This window comes from Enterobacter cloacae complex sp. IR5450, from assembly GCF_049238665.1.
Taxonomy (GTDB): domain Bacteria; phylum Pseudomonadota; class Gammaproteobacteria; order Enterobacterales; family Enterobacteriaceae; genus Enterobacter; species Enterobacter hormaechei_C.
Map to the genome: position 1 here is coordinate 51,685 of NZ_JBMKIC010000016.1, position 19,114 is coordinate 70,798.

19 protein-coding genes and 2 pseudogenes are annotated in these 19,114 nt (G+C 56.0%); 14 read left to right on the forward strand and 7 right to left on the reverse strand.

Annotated elements, in window-relative coordinates; translation table 11 throughout:
* Positions 1 to 7: 7 nt before the first annotated feature.
* Both urtE and zinT read left to right on the forward strand, forming a co-directional pair.
* On the forward strand, positions 8 to 706 hold the full coding sequence (gene urtE, locus ACOTYB_RS13805; RefSeq protein ID WP_220153833.1) for an urea ABC transporter ATP-binding subunit UrtE: 699 nt from the start codon (positions 8 to 10) through the stop codon (positions 704 to 706).
* Positions 707 to 758: 52 nt separating this feature from the next.
* Complete coding sequence (zinT, locus tag ACOTYB_RS13810; protein WP_003857190.1) at positions 759 to 1,397, forward strand: metal-binding protein ZinT; 639 nt, start codon at positions 759 to 761, stop codon at positions 1,395 to 1,397.
* A gap of 46 nt (positions 1,398 to 1,443) precedes the next feature.
* On the opposite strand, the pseudogene ydeE reads toward zinT, so the two are convergent.
* A pseudogene (gene ydeE / locus ACOTYB_RS13815) lies at positions 1,444 to 2,659 on the reverse strand (efflux MFS transporter YdeE).
* 192 nt (positions 2,660 to 2,851) lie between these two features.
* Between ydeE and eamA the strand changes: the two are divergent.
* Complete coding sequence (eamA, locus tag ACOTYB_RS13820) at positions 2,852 to 3,751, forward strand: O-acetylserine/cysteine exporter (RefSeq protein ID WP_045349922.1); 900 nt, start codon at positions 2,852 to 2,854, stop codon at positions 3,749 to 3,751.
* Between the two features lie 38 nt (positions 3,752 to 3,789).
* Here eamA and marB read toward each other — a convergent pair whose 3' ends face one another.
* Genes marB through marR form a run of 3 tightly spaced genes read right to left on the reverse strand, consistent with a single transcriptional unit; the run spans position 3,790 to position 4,873 of the window.
* Positions 3,790 to 4,005 (reverse strand): multiple antibiotic resistance protein MarB, encoded by a 216-nt coding sequence (gene marB / locus ACOTYB_RS13825; protein WP_003857184.1) that lies wholly within the window; start codon positions 4,003 to 4,005, stop codon positions 3,790 to 3,792.
* A 32-nt stretch (positions 4,006 to 4,037) separates the two neighbouring features.
* A complete protein-coding gene (gene marA, locus ACOTYB_RS13830; RefSeq protein WP_001303241.1) occupies positions 4,038 to 4,418 on the reverse strand; it encodes an MDR efflux pump AcrAB transcriptional activator MarA in 381 nt (126 codons plus the stop codon).
* 20 nt (positions 4,419 to 4,438) lie between these two features.
* Positions 4,439 to 4,873, reverse strand: coding sequence for a multiple antibiotic resistance transcriptional regulator MarR (gene marR / locus ACOTYB_RS13835; protein ID WP_003857182.1), 435 nt, complete (start codon positions 4,871 to 4,873; stop codon positions 4,439 to 4,441).
* Between the two features lie 256 nt (positions 4,874 to 5,129).
* On the opposite strand from marR, the pseudogene ACOTYB_RS13840 reads away from it, so the two are divergent.
* Positions 5,130 to 5,788: pseudogene (locus ACOTYB_RS13840) on the forward strand (MarC family NAAT transporter).
* A gap of 43 nt (positions 5,789 to 5,831) precedes the next feature.
* On the opposite strand, the gene ACOTYB_RS13845 reads toward ACOTYB_RS13840, so the two are convergent.
* Complete coding sequence (locus ACOTYB_RS13845) at positions 5,832 to 7,028, reverse strand: sugar transporter (protein ID WP_126525204.1); 1,197 nt, start codon at positions 7,026 to 7,028, stop codon at positions 5,832 to 5,834.
* 176 nt (positions 7,029 to 7,204) lie between these two features.
* On the opposite strand from ACOTYB_RS13845, the gene ACOTYB_RS13850 reads away from it, so the two are divergent.
* Both ACOTYB_RS13850 and ACOTYB_RS13855 read left to right on the forward strand, forming a co-directional pair.
* A complete protein-coding gene (locus ACOTYB_RS13850; RefSeq protein WP_126525205.1) occupies positions 7,205 to 7,993 on the forward strand; it encodes a PhzF family phenazine biosynthesis protein in 789 nt (262 codons plus the stop codon).
* 22 nt (positions 7,994 to 8,015) lie between these two features.
* Positions 8,016 to 8,828, forward strand: a complete 813-nt coding sequence (locus ACOTYB_RS13855) for a PhzF family phenazine biosynthesis protein (RefSeq protein ID WP_032628241.1) — start codon at positions 8,016 to 8,018, stop codon at positions 8,826 to 8,828.
* On the opposite strand, the gene ptrR is transcribed toward ACOTYB_RS13855, so the two are convergent.
* Complete coding sequence (gene ptrR / locus ACOTYB_RS13860; RefSeq protein WP_017382364.1) at positions 8,825 to 9,703, reverse strand: putrescine utilization regulator PtrR; 879 nt, start codon at positions 9,701 to 9,703, stop codon at positions 8,825 to 8,827. The two genes, ACOTYB_RS13855 and ptrR, sit on opposite strands and share 4 nt — an antisense overlap.
* A 99-nt stretch (positions 9,704 to 9,802) precedes the next feature.
* Between ptrR and sad the strand changes: the two genes are divergently transcribed.
* The 8 genes from sad to ACOTYB_RS13900 all read left to right on the forward strand — a co-directional run bounded on the left by sad (position 9,803) and on the right by ACOTYB_RS13900 (position 18,571).
* Positions 9,803 to 11,185, forward strand: coding sequence for a succinate-semialdehyde dehydrogenase (gene sad, locus ACOTYB_RS13865; protein WP_409248904.1), 1,383 nt, complete (start codon positions 9,803 to 9,805; stop codon positions 11,183 to 11,185).
* A 127-nt stretch (positions 11,186 to 11,312) separates the two neighbouring features.
* Entirely contained in the window at positions 11,313 to 12,902 is a 1,590-nt protein-coding gene (locus ACOTYB_RS13870) for a methyl-accepting chemotaxis protein (RefSeq protein ID WP_063979200.1), read from the forward strand.
* A gap of 62 nt (positions 12,903 to 12,964) precedes the next feature.
* The gene (gene glsB, locus ACOTYB_RS13875) at positions 12,965 to 13,891 is read left to right on the forward strand and encodes a glutaminase B (protein WP_003857165.1); all 927 of its coding nucleotides are present in this window, start codon (positions 12,965 to 12,967) and stop codon (positions 13,889 to 13,891) included.
* Positions 13,891 to 14,253 (forward strand): DUF4186 domain-containing protein, encoded by a 363-nt coding sequence (locus ACOTYB_RS13880; protein ID WP_003857163.1) that lies wholly within the window; start codon positions 13,891 to 13,893, stop codon positions 14,251 to 14,253. Before glsB ends, ACOTYB_RS13880 begins: the two co-directional genes overlap by 1 nt.
* 58 nt (positions 14,254 to 14,311) lie before the next feature.
* Positions 14,312 to 15,277 carry a sensor domain-containing diguanylate cyclase gene (locus ACOTYB_RS13885; protein ID WP_032609205.1) on the forward strand — a complete coding sequence of 322 codons (966 nt, stop codon included), beginning with the start codon at positions 14,312 to 14,314 and terminating at the stop codon, positions 15,275 to 15,277.
* 82 nt (positions 15,278 to 15,359) lie between these two features.
* A complete protein-coding gene (locus tag ACOTYB_RS13890; RefSeq protein ID WP_220153834.1) occupies positions 15,360 to 15,887 on the forward strand; it encodes a GNAT family N-acetyltransferase in 528 nt (175 codons plus the stop codon).
* A gap of 116 nt (positions 15,888 to 16,003) precedes the next feature.
* Positions 16,004 to 17,455 carry a tagaturonate reductase gene (locus ACOTYB_RS13895; RefSeq protein WP_421765826.1) on the forward strand — a complete coding sequence of 484 codons (1,452 nt, stop codon included), beginning with the start codon at positions 16,004 to 16,006 and terminating at the stop codon, positions 17,453 to 17,455.
* A gap of 201 nt (positions 17,456 to 17,656) precedes the next feature.
* Complete coding sequence (locus tag ACOTYB_RS13900) at positions 17,657 to 18,571, forward strand: bestrophin family protein (RefSeq protein WP_409248902.1); 915 nt, start codon at positions 17,657 to 17,659, stop codon at positions 18,569 to 18,571.
* Here the strand turns inward: ACOTYB_RS13900 and ACOTYB_RS13905 are convergent.
* Positions 18,559 to 19,107, reverse strand: a complete 549-nt coding sequence (locus tag ACOTYB_RS13905; RefSeq protein WP_022651192.1) for a GNAT family N-acetyltransferase — start codon at positions 19,105 to 19,107, stop codon at positions 18,559 to 18,561. The two genes, ACOTYB_RS13900 and ACOTYB_RS13905, sit on opposite strands and share 13 nt — an antisense overlap.
* Positions 19,108 to 19,114: the final 7 nt, after the last annotated feature.

The following is a 19,114-nucleotide window of genomic DNA, read 5'->3' on the forward strand; positions in this document are numbered from 1 at the left end:
AGAGGGGATGTTACAGGTTAGCGAACTGAATCAGTACTACGGCGGAAGTCATATTCTGCGCGGGGTGAGCTTTGAGGCGGTCGTCGGGGAAGTGACCTGCCTGCTGGGGCGCAACGGGGTGGGCAAAACCACGCTGCTGAGGTGCCTGATGGGGCTGATCCCGGTGAAAGCCGGGGAGGTGGTCTGGCAGGGAAAGAGCATCACTCACAGTAAACCGCACCAGCGGGTACAGTCCGGCGTGGCGTATGTTCCGCAGGGGCGGGAGATTTTTCCGCGTCTGACCGTAGAAGAAAACCTGCTGATGGGGCTGTCGCGCTTCTCCGCGGGAAACGCAAGGAGCGTACCGGAGGAGATTTGGCAGCTTTTCCCGGTGCTGAAGGAGATGAAGCACCGACGCGGAGGCGATCTTTCCGGTGGTCAGCAACAGCAGCTGGCGATTGGTCGCGCGCTGGCGAGCCGTCCACAGTTACTGATTCTGGATGAACCCACGGAAGGTATTCAGCCGTCGGTGATTAAAGAGATTGGGCAGGTGATCCGCAGCCTGGCGAACCGGGGGGATATGGCGATCCTGCTGGTGGAGCAATTTTATGATTTTGCGGTAGAGCTGGCCGACAGCTATCTGGTGATGTCGCGCGGCAGCATCGTCCAGCAGGGGCGCGGGGAGAATATGGAGCGGGAGGGCGTTCGCGGGCTGGTTGCGATCTGAAATGTTATAATATAACATCCCTGTTCTTATAAAACGGAATGAGGATTTTGCTGTGGCTGCACAACCTGGAAAAATTGCGCTGACTTTGGGAACGCTGCTGGTAAGCGGCTCGCTTTTTGCCCATTCGCACGGTCATCAGATGACGGAGGCGGAACAGAAGGCGGCAAACGGCGTCTTTGAGGATAAAGACGTCAGGGACAGGAAGCTGTCTGACTGGGACGGAACATGGCAGTCTGTTTACCCGTTCCTGCTTGATGGTTCGCTGGATCCGGTTTTCGAAAAGAAAGCGCAGAAGGGAGAAAAATCTGCTGCCGAGGTGAAGGCCTACTACCGCAAGGGTTACGCGACGGACGTGGACGCCATCGGCATTGAAAACAACGTGATGGAATTCCACCGAGGCAAAACGGTGAGCAGCTGCCGCTACGACTACAGCGGCTACAAAATTCTGACCTATGCGTCGGGGAAAAAAGGTGTGCGCTACCTGTTTGAGTGCAAGGATAACGCGAGCGAGGCGCCTAAGTTTGTGCAGTTCAGCGACCATATCATCGGGCCGAAAGCCTCTTCACACTTCCATATCTTTATGGGCAACACCTCCCACGAGGCGCTGCTGAAAGAGATGGATAACTGGCCGACCTACTACCCGAATGAGATGTACAAAGAGCAGGTGGTGGAGGAGATGTTGCACCACTAAGGTGTTGGTTTTGCCGGGGGACGGCTTCGCCTTACCCGGCCTGGGATTAGGGTTTTCCAGGTCGGGTAAGCGCAGCGCTACTCGACACGCTATCTTCACTTTTCACGCGCATCCCGCGCAATATCATCAGCCAGGCCGCAATGATGGCGGCCATCATAATGATAAATAATGACCAGTGCGGCAGATGGGTCAGGATGAGCCCGGTGATCATTGGGTTCGCCGCCGCGCCCAGCCAGCCCAGCGCTTGTGCGGAGAAGTAGCTCGCCTTCATGCCCGGCGGGGCGATATTGTCGATCAGCATGTATTCACCCGGTGCATAAATAATCTCACCCAGGGTGAAAATCGCTGCCGCGATCCCCCAGTAAATCAGGTTCTCGCCGGAAAGCATAAACCCCCCCAGCCCGAGGATGAAAAAAAGCGTCGCGGCGGTCATTAGCGGACGGATATTGCTGGCGGTGATCTTCCGTCCAAGCGCATATTGCAGGGTGACGACCACCGCCGCGTTGACGGGCAGCACAACGGCCACCACCTTTTGCGAAATCACTGTCCGCATGTGCAGCGAGGACATACTGGGAAATGCAGGTGGCAAACGATCCACCCACATACGACGCCAGCAGCCCGGAAAGCGTGTACCAGAACAGCGCCCGGTCTTTCAGCAGCACCGAGGGTTGCCATGGCATTTTCTCCTCAGGGCTGTCCGAGGCTATGCTTTTCTGCACAAAGAAATGGATAAACCCGAGCGGCAGTGCGGCGCAGAAGGCCGCCAGCCAGAACGGCAGTTGCAGGCTGTACATCACAAGCAGGGTGCCGATCGGCGGCCCAATCGTCCAGCCGATGTTCAGGAAACTGTAGTTGAGTGAGAAAACGTGCGCCTTTTCGCTGGAGGTCAGCACGTCGGCAAACCATGCTTTCAGCACCGTTGAGAAGACGGAATAGGCGCAGTTAATCAGGGCAAAGAACAGCACTACCAGCGTCACGTTATTCACCAGCGGAATGGCCACAAACCCGGCGATAAAGGCGACGATGGCGATCAGCATATAGCGTTTTTTGTCGAATTTATCCGCCAGGATGCCAAACCCCAGGCTAAACACCACGCCAATGGTCAACGCCACGGTAAGGGCATAGCCAATATTCTCCACGCTCATATCGTACACGCGTGTAAGATATATGGTCATAAAGGGCAGCGTTGCCCCGCGGCCAATTGTTAATAACAATGACGATGCCAGCAGCGCTGCGGTTGAGCGCCTGATTGATGGTTTCATTTTCCTGCCCGACAAATGCTTATGCTTTTTTGTTGTGTTATTACAGGATTATCATGGGATCGGCAGCTTGTATAGCACCCAATTTATCCGCAAGTGCTTCTCTTCAGTACCAGAATTAATGATCTTCTCGCGGGGCTATTTTTTCTGTTACCTTGAAGTGTTTACAAAATTTTAATATTTCAGGGGCGGAAAATGACGCGGAAAGACGGGCTGTTAGCGTTGCTGGTTGTCGTGGTGTGGGGACTCAATTTTGTGGTCATCAAAATGGGGTTGCACAACATGCCTCCATTGATGCTGGCGGGTCTGCGCTTCCTGCTGGTGGCGTTTCCGGCGCTGCTGTTCGTCGCCCGCCCGAAAATTCCCCTCAAGCTGCTGCTGGGCTACGGCCTCACCATCAGCTTTGGTCAGTTTGCGTTTCTTTTTTGCGCTATTAAATTCGGTATGCCTGCGGGCCTGGCTTCGCTGGTGCTTCAGGTGCAGGCGTTCTTTACCATCATTCTCGGCGCGTTTGTCTTTGGCGAACGCTTGCAGGGCAAGCAGCTGGCGGGCATTAGCCTTGCGGTCTTTGGCGTGCTGGTGCTGATTGAAGGCAGCCTCAACGGTCAGCATGTCGCGCTGCTGGGCTTTATGCTCACCCTGGCGGCGGGGCTGAGCTGGGCGTGCGGCAATATCTTTAACAAGCTGATAATGCAGCACGAGGCGCGTCCGGCGGTCTTATCGCTGGTGGTCTGGAGCGCGTTGATCCCCATCGTACCGTTTATGGCCGCGTCATTTATTCTGGAGGGGCCGCAGGCGATGCTGAAAAGCCTGGTGGAGATCGACCTGACGACTATTTTGTCGCTGATCTACCTGGCGTTCGTTGCCTCAATCATTGGCTATGGTATCTGGGGATCGCTGCTCGGACGCTATGAAACCTGGCGCGTGGCGCCGTTATCGCTGCTGGTACCGGTGGTCGGGCTTGCCAGCGCCGCACTGTTGCTGGATGAAACGCTCAGCGCGCTGCAACTGTGTGGCGCAGGGCTGATTATGGCCGGGCTGTATATCAACGTCTTTGGCTTGCGGGTGCATCGGGCGACGCGGGTGCAGAGTTAAGGCAGAAAAAAGCCCCGCATTAGCGGGGCAAAAACGAATTACAGGTCGTGGTTGTAATACGGCACGCCTAATTCGTCGGATTTGTCGCTGCCAGCGCCCATGTGATTGAAGTCCCAGGGCGACTGGTTTTGCGTGGACGGCATAATCATGGTGTCACGATTATTTTGCTGCCCCGCACTGGGGGTTTGCTCCGCGAAGCTCTGGCCGGAAACCAGCACCAGCAAGGTGAGGGCGGCGGAGGCGATAAATTTCATGATTTCCTCGGTTACGTCTTAACAGGCGATGATTAACTGCAATGTTTTAGCGGATACAGATAACGGGATTCACCCGGCATACTGGTAATACGGTACTTATGAGGCGGCACGTCAAAGTAGTTCTTGAACGTACGCGTCAGGGTTTGTTGCGATTCAAATCCGTAACGTTCCGCCAGATAGAGGATCGGCTCATTGCTTTCTTTCAGTTTTTGGGCAATCTCCGTCAGCTTGCGGCTGCGAATATATTGTCCTAATGAATGGCCGGTCTCTTTTTTAAACATCCGTTGCAGGTGCCATTTTGAGTAACCTGAACGCTCAGACACTTTCTCAAGGGAGAGCGGAGATTCCAGGTTATCTTCGATCCAGTCCAAAATGCTATGAATGGTGATAGCGTCAGTATTGCGTCTGGACATCGTCATACCTCTTTTTCTGTTTACGGCAGGATTTTCTTGAGTAAAAGCTCAAGCGTTGCCACTTCATCCGCCGTTAAGTTTTTTGTCAGTTCCTGGTGCAGTGTTTGTCCTACTAATTGATGACATTGCTCACACATGGCCGCGCCATCGCTGGTCAGTTTCACCAGTACGCCACGTTTGTCATTTGGGTTAGGGCTTCGTTCTACCCATCCTTTACAGACGAGACGATCCAGCATGCGGGTTAACGCACCCAGATCGACAGAGAGCACCTTTTTCAGCTCAACCGGCGTGATACACACTTCGCAGCGAATGGAACACAGCACTTTAAACTGTGTTGCGGTGATATCCAGCGGTGACAGATAGTCATTGAGCAGGCGATCTTTTTTCTGATTAACCATATGAATAAGACGACCCAGTGGGATTATGTCGTTAAAGAGGTCACTGGTGCTTTTCACAATGGTTGCCCTGGCAAGTAGTTTAGTCACGGCAGATATTATTGCTCAGGCAAGTATAAGTCAACTGAATGAATCGGCCGATGCCACGAAATGCTAAAACGCTTCAGGAACTCATTCTGTACGCTTTTAAATCATACAGATAATCTGGGGTTATGAATTACGAGAGACAATTATGGTTACGCTGCGCGGATGGCTACGGACGAGGATTTGCCCCTATAATTGCGATGTTGAATAAGGATAAGGACTGCGGTGCATTATGTTGGATTTGATTAAAGCAGTGGGGCTTGGGCTGGTGGTGTTGCTGCCGCTGGCGAACCCGTTAATGACGGTGGCGCTTTTTCTGGGGCTGGCGGGGAACATGAACAGCGCGGAGCGCAATCAGCAGTCGATGATGGCCTCTGTGTACGTCTTTGCCATAATGATGGTGGCTTATTACGCCGGGCAACTGGTGATGAATACCTTTGGTATTTCGATTCCCGGTCTGCGTATCGCTGGCGCGTGGCCTTTATTGGTTTCCGGATGCTGTTCCCGGCGCACAAAGCGCACGAATCCCCGGAAGCCAAAAGCAAATCGGAGGAGCTTGAAAGCGAACCGAGCGCCAACATCGCGTTTGTGCCGTTAGCCATGCCGAGCACGGCAGGGCCGGGAACGATTGCGATGATCATCAGTTCCGCCTCAACGGTGCGTGATGGGTCGACATTTCCGCACTGGGTTATCACCGTTGCGCCGCCGATCATTTTTGCGCTTATTGCCATTATTGTCTGGGGGTCATTGCGCAGTTCCGGGGCGATTATGCGCTGGGTGGGCAAGGGGGGGATTGAAGCTATCTCCCGTCTGATGGGCTTCCTGCTGGTCTGTATGGGCGTGCAGTTTATTATTAACGGCGTGCTGGAGATTGTTAAGACGTATCATTGAGAACGTTGCCGGGTAAGCGCAGAGCCACCCGGCACAACAAACGTCAACCGTGGCTGGTCTGTTCTTCCATCGCGACCGGCCATTTACGGAAGATAAGCACCGACCAGATCAGCGCGATCAGCGCCGGAATCGCCCCGAGATAGCCAATGGCCGACATCGATACATGCAGGCTGATCTGATTTCCCACCAGCGCACCGGCGCCAATCCCCAGATTAAAAATCCCGGAGAAGAGCGACATCGCTACGTCCGTGGCGTCCGGGGCCAGCGCCAGCACTTTGACCTGCATTCCCAGACCAATAATCATGATCGCCACGCCCCAGAACAGACTGAGGATCGCCAGATGACTCTCGCTGCCTGCCGCAGGCATCAGTAACAGCAGACATGCCAGCAGCATGCCAATCGCACTGCTTACAAGCGCAGACGCATGCTGATTGCCCAGCTTCCCGAACAGGATGCTGCCGATAATCCCCGCGCCGCCCAGGATCAGCAGCAGAACGGTGGCAAAGTTAGCGCTAAAGCCCGCCACAACCTGAACAAACGGCTCAATATAGCTGTAGGCCGTGTAATGGGCGGTCACCACAATCACGGTCAGCAAATAGATGCTCATCAGCGCCGGTCGACGCATCAGCAGCGGAAGACTTTTCAGCGAGCCGGAGTGTTCGCTGGGCAGTTTTGGCAGCAGTTTGATCAGACACACCAGGGTGATCAGCGCCCCCATGCCGATGGCAAAGAAGGTGGTGCGCCAGCCGAAGTATTGACCCACAATGCGCCCGATCGGCAGGCCTAACACCATCGCCAGCGCCGTTCCGGTGGCAATCAGGCTCAGGGCCTGGGCGCGTTTCCCCGCCGGGGCCAGACGAATGGCGAGCGATGCGGTGATCGACCAGAAAACGGCATGGGCAAACGCGATGCCGACGCGGCTGATGACCAGCACGGTGAAGTTCCATGCCATAAATGACAGCACATGGCTGGCAATGAACACCACAAACAGCCCAATCAGCAGCTTACGACGTTCCATCTGGCTGGTCAGCAGCATAAACGGCAGCGACATCAGCGCTACCACCCATGCATAGATGGTCAGCATAATGCCAACCTGTGCCGTTTCCATATGGAAGCTGGCCGCAATGTCGGACAGCAGCCCAACCGGAACAAATTCCGTGGTGTTGAAAATAAACGCTGCGATGGCGAGCGTGACCACGCGTAGCCACGCGACCCTGCGGGAAACCGTGTGTGTTGTCATAGGGATATCTGGGATTCGTTGCCTGAAAGATGAGGAGACGATCTTAAAGCCTTAAACGGCGAAAACTCAACCGTTATGTGATATGAATCACAAAATTTACCTTCATGCAGCGGTAGCGAACGCGGTTGTTTTCATTGAAGATAAAGAACAACACAACAAAAACAGGCGGTAACACAATGCAGGAGATTGATTTTTATCTGGTAGATGCGTTCAGCGCGTCCTCTTTTGGCGGCAACCCGGCGGCGGTGTGCCCCCTCGACGCGTGGCTACCGGATGAGACGTTACTGCGGATGGCACAACAGCATAACCAGTCGGAAACCGCCTTTTTTGTGTGTACCAAAGGGGGGATCGAGTTGCGCTGGTTCACCACGCTAACCGAGGTTAATCTGTGTGGTCACGCGACGCTTGCCGCGGCGTATGTTCTGTTTAACGAACTGGATTATCCGGACTCACGCCTTCATTTTGACACTGCCTCTGGTCGCCTGACCGTCAGCCGTGAAAGTGACTGGATGACCCTGGACTTCCCGGCCTGCCCGACGCAGGCACAGACGCCGCCACCGGAGTTGCTCACCGCACTCGGTATCAGCCACTACGTCGAGGCGCGAAAAGGCCGCGCCTGGGTGCTGGTACTGGAGAGCCGCGAGCAGGTGGAAGCCATTAATCCGGATTTCTCCGCCATGACGCCGGGGGAGCATAAAGTGGCCGTCACCGCCCGGGACGAAGGAGAATACGACTTTATCAGTCGTTTCTTCTCGCCGGGCGTGGCCGTGCCGGAAGATCCTGTCACCGGCTCCGCGCACATCATGCTGATCCCTTACTGGAGTGAACGGCTTGGCAAAACACAGATGTTTGCCCGCCAGGTTTCCGCCCGTGGAGGAGACGTACGCTGCGAACTCAAGGGCGACCGCGTGCGGATGGGCGGGCAGGCGGCGCTGTATCTGAAGGGCACAGTATTTCTGCGCTGAATAAATCTAAGAGGAACAAATGATGCAGGAAATTGATTTTTATCTGGTAGATGCCTTCAGCGACAGGGCGTTCGGCGGCAATGCGGCGGCGGTGTGTCCGCTGGAAGCGTGGCTATCGGATGAGACGCTGCTGAAGATGGCGAAGCAGCATAATCAGTCAGAGACGGCGTTTTTTGTCCGAACGGATAACGGGTTTGAGCTGCGCTGGTTTACCACGCAGGATGAAATTAACCTCTGCGGCCACGCAACCCTCGCGGCTTCTCACGTTATTTTTGAATACCTGGATTATCCGCATACGGAAATCACCTTCACCACGCGCTTTGTCGGCGAACTGACGGTACAACGCAGCGGCGACTGGCTGACGCTTAATTTCCCGGCGTGGTCAACCGAGGTTGTCGATACTCCACCCCCAGTGCTGTTCAGCGCGCTGGGCATTAACGCGGCAAACGAGGTGCGTGTGGGGCGTGACTACATGGTGGTGCTCGACAGCCAGCGGCAGGTGGAGGCGCTGACGCCGGATATCACTGCCATGCTCCCGCTGGGGAAAATGGTCTGCGTTACAGCGCCGGGAGATGAGTATGATTTCGTCAGCCGCTTCTTCTGTCCGGGGGAAGGGGTGCCGGAGGATCCGGTGACGGGATCAGCGCACAGTATGCTGATCCCGTACTGGAGTGAAAAGCTCGGAAAAACGCAGATGTCGGCCCGCCAGGTCTCCTTGCGCGGCGGGGATCTGCGCTGCGAGCTGAAAGGCGACCGCGTGCTGATTGGAGGGCAGGCCACGCTGTATATGAAGGGAAAAATTTTCCTTCGACTCCAGGACTACGTTCAACTTTAACAACTGGGCGCAGGTGGCTGACGCTCGTTCAGCAGCGCGATAAATGCCTCCAGCTGGCGGGTCATCGCCCCGCGTCGCCACACCAGCCAGGTGGTGAGCCAGCGCCAGTTTTCCGCCAGCGGCCACGCCGCCACCTGATGATGCCCCGGCATGCTCTCCAGCATGGAGCGGGGCATCAGCGCAATGCCTGCCCCGGCAATCACACAGGCGAGCATCCCGTGGTAGGACTCCATCTCATGGATCCTTCCCGGCGTTACGCGGTCGGCATGGAACCAGCTCTCCAGATGACGCCGGTAAGAACAGTTGGCGCGAAAGGCATACACGTCGCTGCCGCTCACCTGCGTGGCTTTTGACACTTCCGCGTGGCCCGCAGGGGTGACCAGCATCATCTCTTCCCGGTAAACCGGCATTCCTTCAAGTTCCGGGTGCGAGAGCGGCCCGTCGACAAAGGCGGCGCTAAGCGTCCCTTCAAGCACGCCGTCAATCATCGTACCGGAAGGCCCGGTGGATAACGCAAACTGAATGCGCGGATAGCGCTGGTTAAACCGCGCCAGACTTTCCGGAATGCGTACGGCGGCGGTACTTTCCAGCGCGCCGAGCGAGAATAATCCCTGCGGTTCATCCCCGGCGACGACCATTCGCGCTTCGTCGACCAGCGCCAGGATCTGTTTGCTGTAGCGCAAAAAATTGTGCCCGGCGGGGGAAAGCCGCAGGCGCTGATTCTCGCGAATAAACAGCTCCACGCCGAGATCCGCTTCTAGCTGTCGGATGCGGGTGGTGAGGTTTGAGGGCACCCGGTGTACCTTCTGCGCCGCCTGGGTAATGCTGCCGGTCAGTGCGACGGCGTTAAACATCTCAAGCTGTGTTAAGTCCATGCTGTTCTCGATTCGTGAATAAGGTGGTGAGTATTATTCATTTTTAAGAAATAGCAGAGTAGGCCACAATCAATCAACTGTTATTACGTGGAGGACATCATGACGTATTCATCTGCTACCCATGCCCACTCTGTCAACCCGGCTACCAGCGAAACGCTGGCTGCTTACCCGTGGGCAACGTCCCGTGACGTTGAGCGTGCCATTGCACAGGCGGATACCGGTTTTCGTCAATGGCGACGCGAAAGCGTGGCGCACCGGGCGCAAAAACTTCGCGATCTGGGTGCGGCGCTGCGTAGTCGTGCGGAAGAGATGGCGCAGACTATCTCCCGGGAGATGGGCAAGCCCATTGTGCAGGCGCGTGCGGAGGTGGCTAAGTCCGCCAGCCTTTGCGACTGGTACGCTGAACACGGCCCGTCGATGCTGCACCCGGAATCAACCCAGGTCGAAAATGCGGTGATTGAGTACCGTCCGCTGGGACCTATTCTTGCGGTGATGCCGTGGAACTTCCCGCTCTGGCAGGTGCTGCGCGGTGCGGTGCCGATCCTGCTGGCAGGGAACAGCTATCTGCTTAAACATGCGCCTAATGTGCTCGGTTCGGCGGAGCTGATCGGGAAGGTATTCGCGGATGCCGGTTTCCCGGAGGGGGTCTTTGGCTGGGTGAACGCGACGAATGACGGCGTCAGCCAGGCGATTAACGATCGGCGTATCGCGGCGGTGACCGTAACCGGCAACGTTCGGGCTGGTGCGGCAATTGGCGCGCAGGCGGGCGCGGCGCTGAAGAAATGCGTGCTGGAGCTGGGCGGTTCCGATCCGTTTATCGTTCTGAACGATGCGGATCTTGATCTGGCCGTCAACGCGGCGGTGGCCGGACGTTATCAGAATACCGGACAGGTTTGTGCGGCGGCAAAACGCTTTATTGTGGAAGCGGGCGTAGCGGACGCCTTTACCCAACGCTTTGTTGACGCGGTCAAGGCGCTGAAGATGGGCGCACCGGAGGAGGAAGATAACTATATTGGCCCGATGGCGCGATTTGATCTTCGCGATGAACTGCATCAGCAGGTGCAGGCTACGCTGGCGGAAGGGGCGACCCTGCTGCTCGGCGGAGAGAAGCTTGCCGGGAGCGGTAACTATTATGCGCCAACCGTACTCGGCGGCGTCACCCCACAGATGACGGCCTTCCGTCAGGAGCTGTTTGGCCCGGTGGCCGCGATTACCGTCGCCAATGATGCGGCGCACGCGTTGCAGCTGGCTAACGACAGCGATTTTGGCTTATCGGCGACGGTCTTTACCGCGAACGATGAGCTGGCTGAAACCTTCTCTCGCGAGCTGGAGTGCGGCGGAGTCTTTATCAACGGCTATAGCGCAAGCGATGCGCGCGTTGCCTTTGGCGGAGTGAAGCAGAGCGGCTTCGGGCGAGAGCTGTCTCATTTCGGTCTGCATGAGTTCTGTAATGTGCAGACGGTGTGGAAGGACCGCATCTAATATTGTTGCCGGGTAAGGCCAGGCCGCTACCCGGCAATTCACGTTTCCTGTCATTTTTGCGTAATGGTTCTGTCATTTTCGTTTCGTAGACTCGCTCGCGCCTAACTTATTGTTACAGAAGAAAATTATGAACCTAACGCAAATTTTTCGCCGTCTTGCGCCGCGCTTTATTCCTCGTCAGTTTGGCCTGCTGACCGGCATCTTTTGTATTATTGGCCTTTTCTCCGCCCTGCAACTCTCTTCCTCCTTCCTGCTCACCGCCTCCCTGAATCAAGCCCAGCGTAACGAACAGCGCAATCAGCTGGCCTGGCAGCAACAGAGCAGGCTGGATCAGGCCCGTATTTCGCTGCTTGCGGCGAGCGATCTGCTCAACCGCTCCGGCGTGTACTTTATGCAGGATAAAGAGACCGGTTCGGAAGGGAGCTGGCATAGCCTGATGGACGAGGCGCAAAAATCCCTGGCGACGTCTCAACAGGCATGGCAAGCATGGCTCGCGCTTAATCCTCCGCAGGACGAGGGGCTTGTTAACAGCTATCAGCTATTCTTCGGTGCCATTAGCGAGCAGGCGGAAGGGCTGGTGAAAACCAACAGCATCGACCTCTTTTTTGCCGTACCCGCCCAGGCCTTTCAGACCGATTTTAATGACAACTTTGCACGCTATCAGCAACGGAGTGAGAAGCAGGCGATACAGGGGCGTCAGTCGCTCATGGAACAACTCTCAGGCCTGCAACGGCTGTTCCTGTTTGCGCCGCTGGTGCTGCTGGCCATTGCCATAGCCGTCTGGTTTGGAATGGCGAAGTGGGTGATATCCCCGCTACGCCGTCTGATTATCCATATTAACCAGCTTGCGGCAGGGGATTTGTCAGGCACGCCGCCTGACGTTGTGCGCTTTAACCGTGAAATCAGCCAGCTCTGCGGCAGTATTACCGCCATGCAGCTTGGGCTACAGCAGCTGGTGACTCAGGTCAGCGAGGCCACTACCGCCATGGTTGAAAATATTGGGTCACTTGCGCAGGGGAATCAGAAGCTTTATCAGCAGTCTACGCGACAAGCCAAAGAGCTGGAGGAGGTGACCGCGCATATCGCCGATCTCGAAACCCACGTTGAGGGGAACACAGGTTATGCAAAACTCGCCCGCTCGCGCGCGGATGAAGCCCGACAGGCTGCCGTAGGCGGGGAGCAAATGATGACGGCGGTGAATGGCTCGATGCAGACGATCGTCGACCGATCCTCAGAGATGCGCGGGATCGTCGCGATGATCGACAGCGTGGCGTTTCAGACCAACATTCTCGCCCTCAATGCTGCCATTGAAGCCGCCCATGCAGGAGAGCAGGGGCGCGGATTTGCGGTGGTCGCCCGGGAAGTGGGGTTGCTGGCCAGAAAAAGCAGTCACTCTACGCAAACCATCCAGGCGCTGATTAACCACTCGCTTCAGGGCATTGAGGAAGGATCTCAGGTGGTAAACCGTCTGGAAGAGAATTTGCAACAGGTCACCGGGCTGGTGGCGAATCTGAGCAGCTTGCTAAATGATATTTCCTTGGCCACCCTGAATCAGGGGGATAGCATTCATCAGATGACGCGCCAACTTCAGGCGCTGAATCAGGTATCGCGTCAGACTGATGTGCTGGTTAGCGAAGCGTCAAATGCCTCTGAGCGCCTGCATCAACAGTCCGATCTTTTGTTGCAGGCCGTCTCGCGTTTTCGTCTCCCTGCCTGACGTGACGTATAAGCCTCTGTTATACTCGCAGCCCGTTTTAGCCTGAGGGCAAGGAGCAAAGTGTGGCTGCGGTCATCCATAATGAGATGCTGGACGAGATTCTGGCGCAGGTTCGTCCGTTACTGGGGCAGGGTAAGGTTGCCGATTACATTCCCGCGCTGGCCTCGATCAGCGGTAATAAGCTCGGCATCGCCATTTGTACTGTCGACGGGCAGCGTTTTCAGGCGGGAGACGCGCTGGAGCGATTTTCCATTCAGTCGATCTCAAAAGTGCTTAGCCTCGTTGCCGCCATGCGCCAGTATGACGAGCAGGAGATCTGGCAGCGGGTGGGCAAAGATCCGTCCGGTCAGCCGTTTAACTCCCTTCTTCAGCTGGAAATCGAACAGGGTAAGCCGCGTAACCCATTTATTAACGCCGGGGCGCTGGTGGTGTGCGATATGCTGCAAAGCCGGCTGAGCGCGCCGCGCCAGCGGATGCTCCAGATTGTGCGGCAGCTTTCCGGCGTGCAGGACATCGCCTACGATCCGGTGGTAGCGCGCTCTGAGTTTGAACACTCTGCACGTAACGCCGCCATCGCCTGGCTGATGAAGTCCTTCGGCAACTTTCATAATGACGTTGCCACGGTGCTGCAAAACTATTTTCATTACTGCGCGCTGAAGATGAACTGCGTTGAACTGGCGCAGACTTTTCTGTTTCTGGCGCATCAGGGCCATGCCCCTCATCTGGGCGAGGACGTTGTCTCCCCGATGCAGGCCCGGCAGATCAACGCCTTAATGGCAACCAGCGGAATGTATCAGAATGCCGGGGAGTTTGCCTGGCGCGTGGGGCTGCCGGCTAAATCCGGCGTTGGCGGTGGGGTCGTGGCGATTGTCCCCCACGAGATGGCGATTGCCGTCTGGAGCCCGGAACTGGACGAGACCGGAAATTCACTGGCGGGCGTAGCGGCGCTGGAACAGCTGACCAAACGTCTTGGACGGTCCGTATACTGATGTCCACGTTAGATCCTCTGTTCGCGCGCCTGGCTCGCTCCACGTTTCGTTCACGATTTCATTTAGGGACGAAAGAGCGGCAATACTGCTGGGATAAGGGCGCAGAGACTATCGATAAGCATGCCGCCGATTTTGTCGCCGCGCGGCTGGCGCCTGCACACCCGGTGAATGACGGTAAGCAGACGCCGATGCGCGGCCATCCGGTTTTTATCGCCCAGCATGCCACGGCAACCTGCTGTCGGGGCTGTCTGGCTAAGTGGCACGCTATTCCGCAGGGCGTGCCGCTGAGTGCGCAGCAACAACAGTATATCGTCAACGTAATCCATCATTGGCTGGTCATAGAGGTAAATCGTGCCTCCTGAACTGACAATGTCTCTGTTTAAGCTACGCTTTTACTAATGCTCAGCGTCAGGAGACGTTATGAAGGCACCTCAAATTCCCGTTAATGAAGCGGAGCGCATGAATGCGCTGCGCGAATCCGGTCTGCTTGAGATCGACAATTATCCCGCGTTTGATCGTCTTACGCGGCTGGCAACACGCTTTTTCAGGGTGCCGCTGGCGATGATTACGCTGGTGGATGACCACGCCGCGATCGTGAAATCTGCTGACGGCCGGGCACTCGCCAGCCAGCCTCGCGACCTCTCGTTTTGCGGTCATACGATCCTGGGTGACGCGCCGCTGGTGGTGAGTGACACGCTCCTGGACGAACGCTTCGCGGATAATCCGCAGGTGGCGGGAGATCCGGGCGTGCGCTTTTATGCCGGTTTCCCGCTGCGTTTACGCGACGGGGCGTGCGTAGGATCGTTGTGTCTCATTGATTACGCGCCGCGGGAGTTTACCGCGGCGGATGCCGCCGTACTGGCCGATCTCAGCGCGCTGGCGGAGGATGAATTTGCAGCCGTTAGCGCCGCCACGACCGATGAACTCACGGGATTGTTTAACCGTCGCGGGTTTAACCAGTTTGCGCAGTTTGCACTGTCGGTTTCGCAGCGTCGGGCAGAACCGTTAACCCTTGGCTGGCTGGATCTGGACCATTTCAAAACCATTAACGATCGCTTCGGACATCAGGAGGGTGACAAAGCTCTGAAAGCGATGGCCGCCCTGATGCGTTCCTCGTTCCGCGAGGCCGATCTACTGGTACGTTTCGGGGGAGATGAGTTCGCGGTGCTGTTTGCGGATACCGATGAGCCTGGCGCCTGGATCGCCATGCAGTATCTCGTCGAACAAACGGAAAAGTATAACGCGCGTCAGCTACATCCCTGGTCGTTACAGTTCTCCTGGGGGCTGAGCGAGTTCGATCATCACCGCAACGATATTCAGGCATGGTTAAAACACGCGGATGCGCAAATGTACGCCATGAAGCGGCAACACCACGGCGAAAAATGACATAAAGAAATCCTATGTCATCGCTTATTGCGTTACAAAAATGTTAATAGCAAAGTGGAGAGATTCAACCTAAGGACGCGCAATGAACTCTCCCATGCTGATTAAACCTCTCTCCCGACAGGACATCCTCACCCACATTGATGCCCTGAACGATATTCTCGTCAACTGTGTCAACGGCGGCGCCTCCGTCAGCTTTATGCTGCCTTTTTCTGCCGGGAAAGCCCAAACCTTCTGGCTCGGCGTCGCAGACAGCATCGGGCGCGACGAGCGTACCGTCCTGGGCTGTTTTGATGCGGAGCAGGGGCTGGTTGGCACGGTCCAGCTGATCACCGATCAGCCTGAAAACCAGCCGCACCGTGCAGATGTCGCGAAACTGCTGGTTCATGGGAAGGCGCGCCGTAAAGGGGCGGCAATGGCGCTGATGGAATCCCTGGAGGCGGTTGCGCGTGAAAAAGCGCTTACGGTGCTGGTGCTTGATACCTCAACCGGCAGCGGCGCGGAGACGTCATATCAGAGAGCGGGCTGGCAAAAGGCGGGGGAGATCCCACGCTACGCCCTGATGCCGAACGGGGACATGACGGCGACCTCGATGTTCTATAAATTTCTTTGATATTTTTCACCATCGCGTCCTGAGTTGATCCAGACAGGGGTTCTGGTCCTGAAGTTTTGATAAGTTATCACACCAATCTTATCAGGCTGTATGACTAATCATAAAGGATCTCCATTGTGAACACTCTCAACCGTCGTGATTTCCCCGGTGCGTGCTACCCTGAACGTATCATCCAGTTTGGCGAAGGTAACTTCCTGCGCGCGTTCGTTGACTGGCAAATCGACCTCTTAAACGAGCATACCGATCTCAATGCCGGTGTGGTGATTGTGCGGCCGATCCAGAGCGATTTTCCGCCGTCGCTGAGCACCCAGGATGGTCTGTATACCACAATTATTCGTGGTCTGAATGAGCAGGGAGAAGCGGTAAGCGATGCGCGTCTTATTCGTTCCGTAAATCGTGAAATCAGCGTCTACAGCCAGTACGATGAATTTCTGGCGCTCGCCCATAACCCGGACATACGGTTTGTCTTCTCCAATACCACGGAGGCGGGCATCAGCTATCACGCGGGGGATAAGTTTGACGATGCGCCAGCTGTCAGCTATCCGGCCAAACTGACGCGTCTGCTGTTCGAGCGCTTTACCCACTTTAACGGGGCAGCGGATAAAGGCTGGATTATCATTCCTTGCGAACTCATCGACTACAACGGCGATGCCCTGCGTGAACTGGTGCTGCGCTATGCACAGGAGTGGGCGCTGCCGGCGGCATTCATTGCGTGGCTGAATGATGCTAACACTTTCTGTTCGACGCTGGTTGACCGCATTGTTACCGGCTATCCGCGTGATGAGGTGGCAGAGCTGGAAGCCGGGCTGGGCTATCACGACAGCTTCCTCGACACGGCGGAACATTTCTATCTGTTTGTTATTCAGGGGCCGAAATCACTTGCAGCTGAACTGCGCCTGGATAAATACCCACTCAACGTCCTGATTGTTGACGATATCAAACCGTATAAAGAGCGTAAGGTGGCGATCCTCAACGGCGCGCACACGGCGCTGGTTCCGGTCGCTTTTCAGGCCGGCCTGGATACGGTTGGGGAAGCCATGAACGACGCGGAAATTTGCGCGTTCGTAGAGAAAGCTATTTATGAGGAGATTATTCCGGTCCTGGATCTGCCGCGCGACGAGCTGCACTCCTTCGCCAGTGCCGTAACGGGGCGTTTCCGTAATCCGTACATTAAGCATCAGCTGCTGTCGATTGCACTGAACGGGATGACCAAGTACCGCACCCGCATTCTGCCGCAACTGCTGGCAGGGCAGAAGGCGACCGGCAAACTGCCAGCACGTCTGACCTTTGCTCTGGCGGCGCTGATTGCATGTTACCGTGCCGAGCGCAACGGTGAGCGCTATCCGGTGCAGGACGATGCGCACTGGCTTGAACGTTACCAGCAGCTGTGGACGCAACATCACGACAAACAGGTCACTACCCGTGAACTGGTATCGTCGGTGTTAAGCGTGAGCGAGCTCTGGGAACAGGATCTCACTCTGGTGAACGGACTGGTAGAACAGGTTGCGCTGGATCTGGATGCAATTTTAAGCAAAGGCATGCGCGATGCGGTGAAACCGCTCTGCTAATCATAATGCCCGGCGTTGGCCGGGTTTTTTAAAGACCCTATTTAGTTACAACATACTATCCGTTCTTTTTTTAGAACGCACTTGCGGCACCGTGCGGTTCAGGCTTAACAGGTCAGAAAATGCAATGAACTATTAACATGCTTGCAACCGTGAGGGGGATCACGTTTAATAGCCGCGCTCTTTACTTTTCTGAAGCTGATTATGATTGTTCGTCCTCAACAGCACTGGCTGCAACTGATTTTTGTCTGGCATGGTTCGGTACTTCCCAAAATTTATACCCGACTGCTGCTTAACTTCCTGCTTTCCATCGCCGTGATTGTCATGCTGCCGTGGTACACCTCGCTGGGTATCCGGTTTACCGTCGCGCCGTTCAGCATTCTGGGTGTGGCTATCGCCATCTTCCTGGGGTTTCGCAATAACGCCTGTTATTCGCGCTACGTTGAGGCGCGTCTGCTTTGGGGGCAGTTGATGATAGCGGCGCGCTCGCTGTTTCGCGAGGTAAAAAACACCTTGCCGGATGATAAACATCTTGGAGAGTTTGTCCGCCTGCAAATCGCGTTTGCTAACTGTCTGCGAATGACTCTACGCAGAGAAACCAATGCCGATCAGCTGTCCCGCTATCTGGCTCCAGACGATTTACGCAAAGTGATGGACGCCAACTCGCCGGCGAACCGTATCCTGCTGATCATGGGGGAGTGGCTGGCCGTGCGGCGGCGTAGCGGGCACCTTTCAGACATTCTGTTTCACAGCCTCAACAACCGCCTGAATGATATGTCCATCGTGCTGGCTGGCTGTGAGCGTATCGCCAATACGCCGGTCCCGTTTGCCTATACGCTGATCCTGCACCGGACGGTGTATCTGTTCTGCATCATGCTGCCGTTTGCGCTGGTCGTTGACCTGCATTACATGATGCCCTTTGTCTCTGCACTGATTTCCTACACCTTTATCTCGCTGGACACGCTGGCGGAAGAGCTGGAAGATCCGTTTGGAACGGAAGATAACGATCTGCCGCTGGACGCCATCTGCAACATGATGGAGCGCGATCTGTTGCAGATGAACGATGAAGAGAACATCCCTGAAAGACTGATGCCGGATAAGCATTATCAGCTGACCTGACGGGCATTCCACTCGTCGCGGGTGATTTCCCACAGCTCCGAATCCAGCAGACCGCTGACATAGGCTTTCTTCTCCGTCCTGATGAGCCGCATGCCGCTGCTGTCTGAAATACGTCGGGAGCGGCTGTTTGCAGCCGCTTTCGGCGCGCGCAACACCGGTTTGTTAAGCGTATTGAACCAGTAATCCGTGGCCGCAATGCTCGCCTCGCGCATATATCCCTGGCCCTGAAATTCCGGCGCGAGCCAGAAGCCCCGGTTGTTGTCCTCCACGTCATACAGGCAAATCAACCCCATCAGTTCGTCAGGCGCTTCGCGACGGCGAATCGTCCAGAACCACGCAATCCCTTTGGCCATATCGGGCAGTGCAACGTTGTTGACATAATTTTCTGCACCGTTTTCCGGGTAGGGCCAGGGGACTGAAGCCACCATATAGCGGACAATCTCCCAGCGCGGATAGCGTTGCTGGATCTGGACGGCATCTTCTGCAATCAGGGGGCGTAATATCAGGCGCTCGGTGGTAAGCGTGGGTATGGTCATCCGCTGA

Excerpts from the sequence above, each read along its gene's own strand:
- ACOTYB_RS13855 (WP_032628241.1), top strand. The coding sequence starts at position 8,016 with ATGCAGGAAATTGATTTTTATCTGGTAGATGCCTTCAGCGACAGGGCG.
- ACOTYB_RS13850 (WP_126525205.1), top strand. The coding sequence starts at position 7,205 with ATGCAGGAGATTGATTTTTATCTGGTAGATGCGTTCAGCGCGTCCTCT.
- ACOTYB_RS13885 (WP_032609205.1), top strand. The coding sequence starts at position 14,312 with ATGAAGGCACCTCAAATTCCCGTTAATGAAGCGGAGCGCATGAATGCG.
- ACOTYB_RS13905 (WP_022651192.1), bottom strand. The coding sequence starts at position 19,107 with ATGACCATACCCACGCTTACCACCGAGCGCCTGATATTACGCCCCCTG.
- ACOTYB_RS13845 (WP_126525204.1), bottom strand. The coding sequence starts at position 7,028 with ATGACAACACACACGGTTTCCCGCAGGGTCGCGTGGCTACGCGTGGTC.
- ACOTYB_RS13870 (WP_063979200.1), top strand. The coding sequence starts at position 11,313 with ATGAACCTAACGCAAATTTTTCGCCGTCTTGCGCCGCGCTTTATTCCT.
- ptrR (WP_017382364.1), bottom strand. The coding sequence starts at position 9,703 with ATGGACTTAACACAGCTTGAGATGTTTAACGCCGTCGCACTGACCGGC.
- ACOTYB_RS13890 (WP_220153834.1), top strand. The coding sequence starts at position 15,360 with ATGAACTCTCCCATGCTGATTAAACCTCTCTCCCGACAGGACATCCTC.
- sad (WP_409248904.1), top strand. The coding sequence starts at position 9,803 with ATGACGTATTCATCTGCTACCCATGCCCACTCTGTCAACCCGGCTACC.
- marA (WP_001303241.1), bottom strand. The coding sequence starts at position 4,418 with ATGTCCAGACGCAATACTGACGCTATCACCATTCATAGCATTTTGGAC.
- urtE (WP_220153833.1), top strand. The coding sequence starts at position 8 with ATGTTACAGGTTAGCGAACTGAATCAGTACTACGGCGGAAGTCATATT.
- eamA (WP_045349922.1), top strand. The coding sequence starts at position 2,852 with ATGACGCGGAAAGACGGGCTGTTAGCGTTGCTGGTTGTCGTGGTGTGG.
- ACOTYB_RS13880 (WP_003857163.1), top strand. The coding sequence starts at position 13,891 with ATGTCCACGTTAGATCCTCTGTTCGCGCGCCTGGCTCGCTCCACGTTT.
- ACOTYB_RS13900 (WP_409248902.1), top strand. The coding sequence starts at position 17,657 with ATGATTGTTCGTCCTCAACAGCACTGGCTGCAACTGATTTTTGTCTGG.
- marB (WP_003857184.1), bottom strand. The coding sequence starts at position 4,005 with ATGAAATTTATCGCCTCCGCCGCCCTCACCTTGCTGGTGCTGGTTTCC.